Genomic DNA, 12,546 nt, shown 5'->3' with positions numbered 1-12,546 from the left:
CCGTCCGCGCGCCTGGGACACTGGTAGGCGTGACCGTGTTGGACAGCGTCCGCGACGCGCGGACGGACACCCCCGCCCGCCGTGACCGCGTGCTGCCGCCGTTGCGCATCGGCCCGTTCGAGGTCGACACCCCCGTGGTGCTCGCGCCGATGGCCGGCATCACCAACCCCGGGTTCCGTCGCCTGTGCCGCGAGCAGGGCGCCGGCTACTACGTCTGCGAGATGATCACCGCTCGCGGGCTGGTCGAGAAGAACCCGCTGACGTTCCGCATGATCGCCTTCGACGCGGACGAGCACCCCCGCTCGACGCAGCTGTACGGCGTCGACCCGGCGTCGATGCAGCGGGCCGCGGAGATGATCGTCGAGCGCGACCTCGCCGACCACATCGACATGAACTTCGGCTGCCCGGTCCCCAAGGTCACCCGGAAGGGCGGCGGGGCGGCACTGCCGTTCAAGCGGGAGCTGTTCCGGCGGATCGTGCGGGCCGCGGTCGCCGGCGCCGGCGACCGACCGGTCACCGTCAAGATGCGGATCGGCATCGACGACGAGCACCACACCCACCTCGAGGCCGCGCGGATCGCCGTGGACGAGGGTGCGGTCGCCGTCGCGCTGCACGCGCGCACCGCCGCGCAGCGCTACTCGGGCACGGCGGACTGGGACGAGATCGCCCGGCTGCGCGACGCCGTCCCGGCGCACGTCCCGGTGCTGGGCAACGGCGACATCTTCTCCGCGCAGGACGCGCTGGACATGGTCGCCCGGACCGGCTGCGACGGCGTCGTGGTCGGCCGGGGCTGCCTGGGGCGGCCGTGGCTGTTCGGGGACCTGGAGGCCGCGTTCGCCGGCCGCGAGCTGCCGGCACCCCCGAACCTCGGCCAGGTCGCGGCGACGCTGCGCCGGCACGCCGTCCTGCTGTGCGAGCACATGGGCGACCACAAGGGCATCCGCGACGTCCGCAAGCACATCGCGTGGTACCTCAAGGGCTTCCCGGTCGGCCCGGAGCTGCGGCGCAGCCTCGGCATGGTGGAGTCGATCGACCACCTCGACGAGCTGCTGTCCGGGCTGGACCCGGACGAGCCGTTCCCGGCCGAGGCCGACGGGCCGCGGGGGCGTCAGGGCTCACCCGGTCGCGTCGTGCTGCCCGAGCACTGGCTCGACGACCCGGACGACCCGTCGATCCCCTTCGGGGCGGACGTGGAGCACTCCGGAGGTTGATCGCGGCGACCCCGGGGCGAAACGCGTTACCCCGACCCGGGGGAACCACGGCGCCGAACGGGTGCCGACGACCCCGTACGCCTCAAGCGTCCCAGGGGTGTCACCGATGAACAGTCCCAGTGGCGCCGGAACGGCACGACGACGGGGAGGTGGATCATGACCGACACCGCATGGACGGTGCGCAGGCTCGTGCGGTCCGCCCGCCGCGTCGGCCCGACGCCGCCCGCCCAGGGGCCCGACGCCCCGGACGACGACGACCTCGCCCCCGCCTCACCCGCGGCCCGCGCGGCCCTGCACACCGCGGCCGCCGAGCGGCTCGCCGAGCACCACCGCTACGAGCAGGCCTACCTGCACCTGCGCGAGGCCGTCCGGCTCCTGCACGGCCTCAGCGCGCCGAGCCCGGCCGACGAGCTCGACCGGCTCCGCCGCGAGCACGCCGAGGCCCGGGAGCAGAGCCGCCGCGACAGCCTGACGGCGTCGTACAACCGCCGTTACCTCGACGAGCGGCTGATCGACCTGCTCGCCGCGGGCACCGACCTGCCCGTCTGCCTGGCGCTCGCCGACATCGACCACTTCAAACTGGTCAACGACACCCACGGGCACCCGTTCGGGGACCGGGTCCTGCAGCGGATGGTGCTGGAGCTCGGCCGGGCCCTGCCGCCCGGCGCGTTCTGCGCCCGCTACGGCGGCGAGGAGTTCGCGCTGGTGCTGCCCGGGCTGACCGCCGAGGAGGGCGTCGCGGCCTGCGAGACCGCCCGCGAGCGCGTCGCCGCGCACGACTGGACCGACCTGCACCCCGACCTGCGGATGACGATCAGCATCGGCGTCGCCCGGTCCCGTCCGGGCGACGACGACGTCGAGGCCCTCGTCACCGAGGCCGACGTGCTCCTCTACACGGCCAAGCAGGCGGGACGGAACGCCGTCGCCCACCGCGACGCCGACGGCCGGGTGACCTTGGCCGGGGCGGCAGCCGGACGCAGGTCGATCCCCCAACCGGAGCAGGGCGCGTCGCGCCCCGCGCCACCCGCGTCGGTCCGAGCCGAATAAGATCGGCCGTGCGGTCCCCGCGGCCGCACGATCCGGAAGGGCGCGCCCCCCACCCCGCGCCCCGTCACGCGCGTCCGCTCCGGCGGTCGCGACGAGGAGGCCCGGTGCAGGACGGCGACGACGAGGTGCGCCGGTCCCGGCGTACGCGTCGGCGCCCGGACGACGCGGGCCCGCCCGCGCCCCCCGCACCGCAGGGCCCTCCCGGACCGCCCGTCCCGCCACCCGGGGCGCACCCGTCGGGCCCGCAGCGGCGCCCCGGTGCGCACCCGTCCGGGGCCCAGCCGTCCGGGGCCCAGCCGTCCTCAGCCCAGCCCTCCGGGGCCCAGCCGCGCCCCGGCTCCGGGCCGCATCCGTCCGGGCCACAGCCGCGCCCGGCGACCGGCGCACACCCGTCGCAGCCGCAGCCGCGACCTGCCGACGCCCCGCCGGGGCCGGTCCCCCCGACCGGCGTGCGACGCGTGCGCGGCGGTCCCGTACCGCGCCGTCCCGGTGAGCCGCCCGCGCCGCAGCGTCCACGTCCGCGTGACGGCGCCGCGCCCGCCCCGTCGCGTCCCACCCCGGTGCCACCCCCGGGCGGCGCCCCGCGCCCGCCGGCGCCCATCGCTCCCGGTGGCGCCGGCACCCGGCCCGCCCGCACCCCCGCGGAGGCGCCGGAGACCGCGCGTCCCGCCACCCCGACCACCGGAACCGGCCCGGGAACCCGGGCGACCCCGGCCGCCACAGCGCGCCCGGGCTCCGGGAGCGGAGTGGCCACCGGGAGCACCGGGGTCGCCGCCACCGCGGAGGCCGGACGGGCCGGGGCGGGCGCGGCGCCGTCCCGCCCCGCACGCCGCGGCGCCGCGGACTCGCGCGTCACCGAGGTCGTCGACGCGCTGGTGCCGCGCCGCCGCCGTCGTCGCTACCGGGACGACCCGCCCGCCACGGACGCCTCCACGGCGGAGGAGGCCGCGCCGGACGAGGCCGTCCCCGGCTCCGCGGAGCCGGAACCGGCAGGCACCCCGCCACCGGCCCGGCCCGACCCCCGCGCCCGTGCGCTGCGGATCGGCGCGGCGGCGGCCGCGGTGCTCGTCCTGGTCACCACCGCCTTCGGGTTCGCCGGGCGCAGCGAGGTCCACGCCGGTGTCCGCGACGTCGTCGCCCTCGCCCCGGACACCGACGCGATCCTCGATGCCGACACCCAGGCCGATGACCAGAACGTCCTGGTGCTGGGTCTGCAGGCCGACCGCGCGAGCACCGCGGAGTCCGCGCGCACCGACACGGCAGTGCTGGTCCACCGGCCCGCGGGCGGTGGACCGGCCGTCACCCTGTCGATCCCCGCGACGCTGGAGGTCTCCCGGCCGCCGTGCCGGCGCTTCGACGCCGCGACCGGCACCTACGGCGACACCGTGCCCGCGGAGTCCCGGACCGCCTTCGCCACCGCCTACGACGTCGGCGGCCCCGCCTGCAGCGTCGGCGTCGTCCAGCAGCTCACCGGCATGCCGGTGAGCGGTTTCGTCGCACTCGACCTGGCCGGGACCCCGGAGCTCGTCGACGCCGTCGGCGGGATCGAGGTCTGCACCGAGCGCCCGGTCGTGGACCCGGTGCTCGGCCCGGTCGTGGAGGGCTCGGGCACCGTGGAGCTCGATGGGGCCACCGCGGTCCGCTTCGCCTCCGCCGCGGGCACCGCGGACAGCTCCCCGGCCAACCGGGTCCGGCGCCAGCAACGCGTGCTCGCCGCGGCGCTGGGCGATGCGCTCTCGACCACCTCGCTGCTGACCCCTGGTGCGCCGGGCCGCTCCGCGGCGGGGGTGTCGTCGGCGCTGTCGGCGGACGGGGTCGACGCCGGCGAGATCCTCACCCTCGCCCGCGGACTCGCCCGGTCGGGTGCCGCGGGCGACGGGGAAGCCCCGCTGTTCCTGTCCGTCCCGGTCAGCGACGCCCCGAACACCCGGGGCCAGCTGGAGCTGCGCCGCTCCGAGGCACGCGCGCTGTTCTCCGCGCTGCGCGAGCACGGACCGCTGCCCGAGAGCGCGACAGCGCCGGCCTCCCGCTCCGCGGGTGCTCCGGGGCCGGGCACCGTCGTGAACCTGGTCGACGCGACCGGTCGCCCCGGTGCCGTCGACCGGATCGCCGCGGACCTGCGCGACCGCGGCTACGAGATCGGCAGCGTCACCCCCGGAACGGCCGCACCGGGCGCGCAGGTCCGCTACTCCCCCGACAACACCGACGCCGCGGGCACCCTCGTGGAGGCGCTGCCGGGTGCCCGCCCCGTCCCGGACCCGACCGCGAGCCGGGTGCTGGAGCTCGTCGTCGGTGCCGGTGATGCGGCTCCGGTGCAGGCCGTCCCCTCCGACGACGCCGACTGCGACTGAACCGCCCGTATCCCCCGAACGGGGTATGTCGTCCAGCGTTCACGGCGGGTTCACCCGCCGCGGCTGAACGTTGCCGCTCGGGGGCCTAGGCTCGGGACATGCGCGACACCTATCAGGAGCAGCTGGACGAGCTGGCCTCCGGCCTGGCAGACATGTGCGACGACGTCGCACGTGCCATGGCGCGCGCCACGACCGCACTGCTCGAGGCCGACCTCCAGCTCGCCGAGCAGGTCATCTCCGAGGACGTCAAGATCGACGACGTCCGTGCCGCCGCAGAGCACCGGGCCTTCGGCCTGCTCGCGCTGCAGGCGCCGGTCGCGACCGACCTGCGGGTCGTCGTCGCCGCGATCCACGGTGCCGGTGACATCGAGCGCATGGGTGACCTCGCCCTGCACGTCGCCCAGGCCGCCCGTCGCAGGCACCCGCAGTCCGTGCTGCCCGACGAGGTGAAGTCCTACTTCGCCGAGATGGGCCGGGTCGGCGTCGAGCTCGCGGAGAAGGCCGGGCGGGTCATCCGAACCCGGGACCTCGACGCGGCGAACGAGCTCGAGGCCGACGACGACGCCGTCGACGACATCCACCAGCACATGTTCACCGTGCTGATGGACCGCAACTGGACCCACGGGGTGTCCGCCGCGGTCGACGTCGCGCTCCTCGCGCGGTTCTACGAGCGGTACGCCGACCACGCCGTCGCCGTCGCTCGCCGGATCGTGTACGTCGTCACCGGCCAGATGCCCGGTCCCCTCGCCGTCTGAGAGCATCGTTGGCCCGTTCGGGGCAGTCGATACACCCCACTCGGCGAACGGTCGACCGATCGGGTTTGACGGTGAGATGCCGGGGGCACGTCTGCTGCATGGAACACGCGAGCTGCGTCGTCACCGAGGTCGTCGGGACCTCGGACGAGAGCGTCGAAGCTGCGATCCGGGACGCCATGAGCCGCGCCGGACACGCCCTCGAGTGGTTCGAGGTGACCGGGGTCCAGTCGACCGTCCTCGGCTCCACCGAGCGCTTCCGTGTCGGCCTGCGGGTCGGCCTGCGTGCCCGCGCCGCCTGACCCCGCCGTTCACCGAGCGTTCACCGGTCCCGGGCCGAAGCCGACGCGAACTCCGATCTAAGGTCGTCGCCATGCGCAGGGAGACGCTCGACGACAACCTCGCGCAGCTCCGGTCCATGCTCGACGAGATGGGTCCGCTCGTCGCAGCCGCGTTCCGCGACGCGTCCGAAGCGTTGCTGTCCGACCGGACCCGGCTCGCCGAGCAGGTCGTCTCCCGCGATCCCGTCATCGACGGTTACCGCGACGCGATCGAGCTCCTCGCCGTCGAGACCATGAACATCCACCAGCCGATGGCCGCTCCGCTGCGAGCGGTGATCACCGCTCTGCGGTGCGCCCAGCAGCTGGAGCGGATGGGCGACCTGGCCCGGCACATCGCCGCCACCGTCGTCCGGAGCGGGGACCACGTGGTGCTCGCCGAGCAGGCCCACCCGCTGTTCGCCGACTACGGCGCCCGGGTCGCGGCCATGGGCGACAAGGCCGTCGAGGTGCTCCGCACCCACAACGTCGTCCTCGCCGCCGAGCTGCGCGAGGACGACGACGTCGTCGACGCGCTGCACCGCCAGGTCTTCGAGCTGATGTTCGGCCCGGACTGGACGGCGGGCGTGCCGGCCGCCGTCCACGCCGCGCTGCTGGCCCGCTTCCACGAGCGCTACGCCGACCACTGCGTGCACCTGGCCGACCACGTCGTCTACGCCGTCACCGGCGGCACCGTGGACGAGCTCCCGGTCCTCTGACCCGGCCCGCGACGACGAACGCCCCCGGCCCCCCGCGAGGGGTCGAGGGCGTTCGCGCCGTGCGGACGTACTGCGAGGTCAGCCGAAGCGGCCGGACACGTAGTCCTCGGTCGCCTTCTGCTTCGGCTGGGAGAAGATCGTCTTCGTCTCGTCGAGCTCGACCAGCTTGCCGGGCTTGCCGGTGCCCTCGATGTTGAAGAAGCCGGTGAAGTCGCTGACCCGCGCCGCCTGCTGCATGTTGTGGGTCACGATGACGATCGTGTAGTCGTTCTTCAGCTCGTTGATCAGGTCCTCGATCGCGAGCGTGGAGATCGGGTCCAGCGCCGAGCACGGCTCGTCCATCAGCAGCACGTCGGGCCGCACCGCGATCGCGCGGGCGATGCAGAGCCGCTGCTGCTGACCACCGGAGAGGCCCGAACCCGGCTTCTCGAGCCGGTCCTTGACCTCGTTCCAGAGGTTCGCGCCGCGCAGCGACCGCTCGACGGTGTCGTCGAACTCGGCCTTCGACGCCCGCTTGTTGTTCAGCTTCATCCCCGCGATGACGTTGTCGTAGATCGACATCGTCGGGAACGGGTTGGGCCGCTGGAAGACCATGCCGATCTGGCGGCGGACGCCGACCGGGTCGACGTTCGCCCCGTAGAGGTCCTGGCCGTCGAGCTCGAGCCGGCCCTCGACGCGGGCGCCGGGGATGTTCTCGTGCATCCGGTTGATCGACCGCAGGAAGGTCGACTTGCCGCAGCCGGACGGACCGATCAGGGCCGTCACCGTCTTCGGCTTGATCGTCATGTTGACGCCCTCGACGGCGAGGAACGACCCGTAGTAGATGTTCAGGTCCTTGGCTTCGACACTCTTGCCCATGTCGCGGATTCCTTATCGGGTCTTCGGGGCGAAAATGCGGGAGATGATGCGGGCGACGATGTTCAGCACCATGACGACGAGCATCAGGACCAGCGCAGCGGTCCAGGCCCGGTCGAGGAACGCCTCACGCGGGATGCCGGGAACGGCGTAGGAGTAGTACGAGAACACCGGCAGCGTGGCCATCGGCCCCGAGAACGGGTTCAGGTTGACGCCGAGCGCGAGACCCGTGGTGACCAGCAGCGGGGCGGTCTCACCGATGACGCGGGCGACGGCGAGCATGACGCCGGTCGCGATACCGCCGGCCGTCGTGGGAATGACGACCTTGAGGATCGTCCGCCACTTCGGCACACCGAGCGCGTACGCGGCCTCGCGCAGCTCGTTCGGGACGATCTTGAGCATCTCCTCGGTGGAGCGCACCACGATCGGGATCATGAGGACGGTCAGGGCGACCGCGCCGGCGAAGCCGAACCGCACCGCCGGGCCGACGAACAGCGCGAACAATGCGAACGCGAACAGACCGGCGACGATCGACGGGATGCCCGTCATGACGTCGACGAAGAACGTGATCGCCCGCGCCAGCCGTGACCGGTTGCCGTACTCGACCAGGTAGATCGCGGTGAGCACACCCACCGGGATGGACATGATCGCGGCGAGCGCCGTGATGATGAGCGTGCCCTGGATGGCGTGCAGCGCACCGCCGCCGACCCCGACGACGCCGCGCATCGAGCTGTTGAAGAACGTCGGGTCGAACCGTGCCCAGCCGTTCGAGACGACGGTCCACAGCACCGACACCAGCGGGATCATCGCGAGCAGGAACGCACCCGTGACGATCGCCGTCACCAACCGGTCGGCGGCCTTGCGGGCGCCCTCCACCGCGCGGGACACCACGTAGGTGGCGACCAGGTACACCACCACGGTCAGGAAGACCCACAGCCCGATGCCGAAGCCGCCCGCCAGGGCGGTCGCACCGGCCGCCACCACGGCCGATCCGGCGACCAGGGCCCACGGCGACCACTTCGGGAGGGAGCCCTTGCGACGCGGCAGAGCCGTCGTCGTGGCCGGGGCCTGCAGCGTGCTTCCGGTCACGGTCGCCTCGGTGTCGGTGCGGTTTCGTTCGGTCCCGGTGGACATCTCAGTTCGCTCCCGAGAACTCGCGGCGGCGCTCGACGATGTAGCGAGCGATCATGTTGACCAGCAGGGTGATCAGGAAGAGCACCAGACCGGACGCGATGAGGACGTTGACGTCGATGCCGGACGCCTCGGGGAACTGCAGCGCGATGTTCGCGGCGATCGTCGACGGGTTGCCGGAGCCGATCAGGTTGAACGTGATCCCGCCGGAGACCGACAGGATGATCGCCACCGCCATGGTCTCGCCGAGCGCGCGGCCGAGGCCGAGCATCGCGCCCGAGACGATCCCGGAGCGGCCGAACGGCAGCACCGCGAGCCGGATCATCTCCCAGCGGGTGGCCCCCAGGGCGAGCGCGGCCTCCTCGTGCAGCTTCGGCGCCTGGAGGAAGACCTCACGGGCGACGGCGGTGATGATCGGCAGGATCATCACCGCGAGGACGAGGCCGACGACCAGCATCGTGCGGCCGGTGGCCGACGGCGGACCGGCGAAGAACGGCAGCCAGCCGAGGTAGGTGTTCAGCCACACCATCAGCCCGACGGTCGCCGGGGCCAGGGTCGCCATGCCCCACAGGCCGTACACGATGGACGGCACCGCGGCCAGCAGGTCGACGACGTAGCTGAGCGTCTGTGCGAGCCGGCGCGGGGCGTAGTGGCTGATGAACAGCGCGACCGCGATCGCCAGCGGCGACGCCACGATCAACGCGATGACCGCGCTGACCAGCGTGCCGAAGATGAGCGGCGCGATGTAGAGGGCGAGTCCTCCGTGCACCTCGGACGCAGGGGCCACGACGGCAGGGAACGCCTCGCTGACGAGGAAGGCCGCGACGCCCGCAAGGACGACGAGGATGAGGATGCCTGCACCCTTGGCCGACCCGGCGAAGATCCGGTCCCCGAGCTGGGTCACCGGCTTCGCGGGAGCGGGCGCGGGCGAGTTTTCCGTGGTGGTCACTGTGATCCCTGGGGGTGCGGAACGCGCTGGGCAGGGGACTCGAGCGGCCGGGAACCCCGGGCGGTCACCATGATGACGACCGCCCGGGGTTCCTGGCTAGATGACATCCGACTCAGACGCTCAGCCCTGGGCCTTGATCTGGTCGATGACCGGCGTGATCTGGCCGCGCAGGGTGTCCGACAGCGGCGCCGAGCCGGCGTTCTGAGCGGCGGTCTGCTGCCCCTCCGGGCTGACCACGTAGTTCAGGAACGCCTTGGTCGTGTCGGCCTGGGCGGCGTCCGGGTACTGCGGGCAGGCCAGCAGGTAGGACACCAGCACGACCGGGTAGGCACCGCCGGTGGCGGTCCGGTTGAGGTCGAAGGCGAACGAGGTGTCGCCCTGGCCCTCGACGCGCTTCGACTCCTCGAGGATCTTGGCGGCGGCCTCGGCGGTCGGCTCGACCGCCTGGTCGCCCAGCTTGACCTTGGCCTTGCCGAGGTCCTTGGCCTGGCTGGCGTCGGCGTAGCCGATGGTGCCGTCGCCGCCGCCGACGGCGGTCACGACACCGGAGGTGCCCTGAGCGGCCTCGCCACCCTGGACCGGCCAGGTCTGCGCGGCCTTGTCGGTCCACACCGCCGGGGCGGCCTTGTTCAGGAAGTCGGTGAAGTTCTGGGTGGTGCCCGACTCGTCGGATCGGTGCACCGGGGTGACGCGGGTGGCCGGGAGCTGGACGCCCGGGTTGTCCGCGGCGATCTTCGGGTCGTTCCAGGTGGTGATCTGGCCCTTGAAGAGACCGGCGATGGTGGCCGGGGACAGGGTCAGGTCGTTGACTCCGTTCAGCTTGAAGACGACGGCGATCGGCGAGACGTAGCTCGGCACCTCGATGACCGACCCACCGCAGCGCTCACGCGCCTTGGTCAGCTCGTCGTCCTTGAGGTAGGCGTCGGTACCGGCGAACTGGACACCGCCCTGGATGAACTGGGTACGACCTCCGCCGGAGCCGACCGGCTGATAGTTGACGGTGGCACCCGGGTTCGCGCCGCCGAAGCCGGCGATCCAGGCCTGCATGGCCGCCTGCTGGGAGCTCGCGCCCGCACCGGAGATCTGGCCGGTGACGCCCGAGCCCTGGGCGTCCGAGCCGCCGCCCTCGTTCGCCGCACCGCAGCCGGCGACGAACAACGCACAGGACGTGGCGATACCGACGGCAGCCAGGCGCGCCCGGGGCGCACGCCGCTTGGTCTTCACTGCAGTTTCCTCCGAGTCGGCAACGAGCCGGTTGCGGTACGGCGGTCTGGGGTGACCACCCGGCCGCAGACGCTAGGAGCCGCCGTTGGACGCCACCCCCACGGAAGATGAACGTGGGATGAACAGGGTCGGCGACCGGGTGGACCTGCATCACACGTTCGACGGAACATGGTCACCCGTAGTCGAACGGTGACAGGGTCTCACCGGGCGTAGTTGACGTCCGCGGCGTGCACGGCGAACCCGAGGCGCTCGTAGACGCGCACGGCCGGGGCGTTGTCGGCCTCGACGTAGAGCAGCACGGTGTCCAGCCCGCGGTCGTGCAGGTGGTGCAGCCCGGCGAGGGTCAGGACCTTCCCGAGCCCTCGTCCGTGGCTGGCCGGGTCCACACCGAGGACGTAGACCTCGCCCATCGCGCGCTCGTCGCCGGTCGCCGGGTGGACCTTGGTCCAGTGGTAGCCGAGCAGGGTGCCGCCGTCGTCGACCGCGAGCAGGAACCCGGCCGGGTCGAACCAGTCCTCGGCCTCCCGGGCGGCGAGCTCGGCGCCGGTCCAGCCGCCCTGCTCCGGGTGCCAGTCGAAGGCCGCGTTGTTGACGCGGAGGAACTCGTCGTCGTCGCGGCCGGGCTCGAAGGCGCGGATCGTGACGCCGTCGGGGACGGTCAGGGCGGGCAGCGGGCCCGCCTCGGTGGTGCGGCGCATCTGCCACAGCACGCGGTCCCGGCGGTAGCCGCGGCCCGCGGCGAGCTCCTTCGCGGCGTCGAGGTCGCCGTGCGCCCACACGTGCGGGTCGGCGGTGACCTTCTCCACCGCGGTGACGAGCGCGCCGCCGATCCCCCGCCGTCGCGCGTCGGGGTGCACCACCAGCTCGGCGTAGGTGCCGTCGACCTGGGCGTAGCCGGCCACCGCGCCGTCGTCACCGGCGACGACGAGGTGCGTCACGCCGTCGGCGGGGGTGTCCGGGCGCAGGTGCATCAGGTACTGCTCGGAGAGCGGTTCGGCGCCGTCGGCAGCGGTCGCCGCCCTCAGCAGATCCTGCACCGCGGAGACGGTGGCGGCGTCGAGACGGGAGTGCTGCTGCGGGTCCACGAGCGCCGACCCTAGGTCACCGCGGTGCCCACGCTCCACGTCCCGGGCCGGCCGAGGGCCGGGCGCCGGGCAACGGCCGACGGTCCGGGACGGGCTCGGGGTCCGCGTCGTCCTGGTCGGGCGGCGCCGACAGCCCGCCGCGCGACGGCCGGACGAACTTGTAGCCGACGTTGCGCACGGTGCCGATCATCTGCTCGTGCTCGCCGCCGAGCTTGGCGCGCAGCCGCCGGACGTGGACGTCGACGGTGCGGGTGCCGCCGAAGAAGTCGTAGCCCCAGACCTCCTGCAGCAGCTGGGCCCGGGTGAACACCCGGCCCGCGTGCTGCGCGAGGTACTTGAGCAGCTCGAACTCCTTGTAGGTGAGTTCCAGCAGCCGGCCCTTGAGCCGAGCCGAGTACGTCGCCTCGTCGATGACGAGCTCACCGAGGACGAGCGCGCCACCTCCGGACGCGGACTCGGCGCCGGGGCGCGACCGCAGCAGCCTCAGCCGCGCGTCCACCTCCGCCGGGCCGGTGTCGGGGAGCAGGATCTCGTCGACCACCCACTCGCCGGACACGGCGACCAGACCGCCCTCGTTCAGCACGGCGATCACCGGCGCGTCGGTCCCGGCGCTGCCCAGCAGCCGGCACAGGCTGCGCGCGGCGACCAGGTCCGAGCGGGCGTCCACCAGGACGGCGTCGTGCGGACCGGCGTCGAGCAGTGCTGCCACCTCGGGCGCCGCGGTCCGCACGTTGTGCGGCAGCAACGACAGGGCGGGCAGTACGGCTGCCGCATCCGGAGCCGTGGTCAGCAGGAGCAGTTCCATGGACTCCCCCCTTCTCGCGATACGCAGACGATACCGGGACGTCACCCCACGGTCAGCCGCAGAGCGACGGGTTTCACGCCGCGATCTGGATCGTTCTCAC

The 12,546-nt window shown here is 73.2% G+C and carries 12 protein-coding genes; 6 read left to right on the top strand and 6 right to left on the bottom strand.

The features are described 5' to 3' along the window. The first annotated feature begins 89 nt into the window (after nucleotides 1-89). From dusB to Ae717Ps2_RS00530, 6 genes are all read left to right on the top strand, one after another. Entirely contained in the window at nucleotides 90-1,211 is a 1,122-nt protein-coding gene (gene dusB, locus Ae717Ps2_RS00555; RefSeq protein ID WP_075334128.1) for a tRNA dihydrouridine synthase DusB, read from the top strand. Between the two features lie 156 nt (nucleotides 1,212-1,367). Beyond that, entirely contained in the window at nucleotides 1,368-2,258 is an 891-nt protein-coding gene (locus Ae717Ps2_RS00550; protein WP_020625093.1) for a GGDEF domain-containing protein, read from the top strand. A gap of 746 nt (nucleotides 2,259-3,004) precedes the next feature. Next, nucleotides 3,005-4,609 carry an LCP family protein gene (locus Ae717Ps2_RS00545; RefSeq protein ID WP_139318850.1) on the top strand — a complete coding sequence of 535 codons (1,605 nt, stop codon included), beginning with the start codon at nucleotides 3,005-3,007 and terminating at the stop codon, nucleotides 4,607-4,609. A gap of 98 nt (nucleotides 4,610-4,707) precedes the next feature. Further along, nucleotides 4,708-5,364 carry a phosphate signaling complex protein PhoU gene (phoU, locus tag Ae717Ps2_RS00540; protein ID WP_060713545.1) on the top strand — a complete coding sequence of 219 codons (657 nt, stop codon included), beginning with the start codon at nucleotides 4,708-4,710 and terminating at the stop codon, nucleotides 5,362-5,364. A 98-nt stretch (nucleotides 5,365-5,462) separates the two neighbouring features. Further along, entirely contained in the window at nucleotides 5,463-5,663 is a 201-nt protein-coding gene (locus Ae717Ps2_RS00535) for a dodecin domain-containing protein (protein WP_020626047.1), read from the top strand. 71 nt (nucleotides 5,664-5,734) lie between these two features. Further along, complete coding sequence (locus tag Ae717Ps2_RS00530; protein WP_020626046.1) at nucleotides 5,735-6,397, top strand: PhoU domain-containing protein; 663 nt, start codon at nucleotides 5,735-5,737, stop codon at nucleotides 6,395-6,397. Between the two features lie 78 nt (nucleotides 6,398-6,475). Here the strand turns inward: Ae717Ps2_RS00530 and pstB are convergent, their stop codons facing one another. The 6 genes from pstB to Ae717Ps2_RS00500 all read right to left on the bottom strand — a co-directional run bounded on the left by pstB (nucleotide 6,476) and on the right by Ae717Ps2_RS00500 (nucleotide 12,446). Continuing rightward, entirely contained in the window at nucleotides 6,476-7,255 is a 780-nt protein-coding gene (gene pstB, locus Ae717Ps2_RS00525; protein ID WP_060713548.1) for a phosphate ABC transporter ATP-binding protein PstB, read from the bottom strand. A gap of 12 nt (nucleotides 7,256-7,267) precedes the next feature. Then, nucleotides 7,268-8,386 carry a phosphate ABC transporter permease PstA gene (pstA, locus tag Ae717Ps2_RS00520; RefSeq protein ID WP_020626044.1) on the bottom strand — a complete coding sequence of 373 codons (1,119 nt, stop codon included), beginning with the start codon at nucleotides 8,384-8,386 and terminating at the stop codon, nucleotides 7,268-7,270. Nucleotide 8,387: 1 nt separating this feature from the next. Continuing rightward, nucleotides 8,388-9,332, bottom strand: coding sequence for a phosphate ABC transporter permease subunit PstC (gene pstC, locus Ae717Ps2_RS00515; RefSeq protein ID WP_233147397.1), 945 nt, complete (start codon nucleotides 9,330-9,332; stop codon nucleotides 8,388-8,390). A gap of 120 nt (nucleotides 9,333-9,452) precedes the next feature. Continuing rightward, on the bottom strand, nucleotides 9,453-10,556 hold the full coding sequence (pstS, locus tag Ae717Ps2_RS00510; RefSeq protein ID WP_020626042.1) for a phosphate ABC transporter substrate-binding protein PstS: 1,104 nt from the start codon (nucleotides 10,554-10,556) through the stop codon (nucleotides 9,453-9,455). Nucleotides 10,557-10,756: 200 nt separating this feature from the next. Then, nucleotides 10,757-11,641 (bottom strand): mycothiol synthase, encoded by an 885-nt coding sequence (gene mshD, locus Ae717Ps2_RS00505; RefSeq protein WP_075312471.1) that lies wholly within the window; start codon nucleotides 11,639-11,641, stop codon nucleotides 10,757-10,759. A 16-nt stretch (nucleotides 11,642-11,657) separates the two neighbouring features. Beyond that, nucleotides 11,658-12,446 (bottom strand): response regulator transcription factor, encoded by a 789-nt coding sequence (locus Ae717Ps2_RS00500; protein ID WP_020626040.1) that lies wholly within the window; start codon nucleotides 12,444-12,446, stop codon nucleotides 11,658-11,660. Nucleotides 12,447-12,546: the final 100 nt, after the last annotated feature.

The organism is Pseudonocardia sp. Ae717_Ps2, from assembly GCF_001932475.1.
Taxonomy (GTDB): Bacteria; Actinomycetota; Actinomycetes; order Mycobacteriales; family Pseudonocardiaceae; genus Pseudonocardia.
Note: the sequence above shows the minus strand (reverse complement) of the source record. Positions and strands in the feature narration are given on the sequence as shown.

Excerpts from the sequence above, each read along its gene's own strand:
- Ae717Ps2_RS00550 (WP_020625093.1), top strand. The coding sequence starts at position 1,368 with ATGACCGACACCGCATGGACGGTGCGCAGGCTCGTGCGGTCCGCCCGC.
- phoU (WP_060713545.1), top strand. The coding sequence starts at position 4,708 with ATGCGCGACACCTATCAGGAGCAGCTGGACGAGCTGGCCTCCGGCCTG.
- Ae717Ps2_RS00535 (WP_020626047.1), top strand. The coding sequence starts at position 5,463 with ATGGAACACGCGAGCTGCGTCGTCACCGAGGTCGTCGGGACCTCGGAC.
- Ae717Ps2_RS00530 (WP_020626046.1), top strand. The coding sequence starts at position 5,735 with ATGCGCAGGGAGACGCTCGACGACAACCTCGCGCAGCTCCGGTCCATG.
- pstB (WP_060713548.1), bottom strand. The coding sequence starts at position 7,255 with ATGGGCAAGAGTGTCGAAGCCAAGGACCTGAACATCTACTACGGGTCG.
- pstA (WP_020626044.1), bottom strand. The coding sequence starts at position 8,386 with ATGTCCACCGGGACCGAACGAAACCGCACCGACACCGAGGCGACCGTG.
- Ae717Ps2_RS00500 (WP_020626040.1), bottom strand. The coding sequence starts at position 12,446 with ATGGAACTGCTCCTGCTGACCACGGCTCCGGATGCGGCAGCCGTACTG.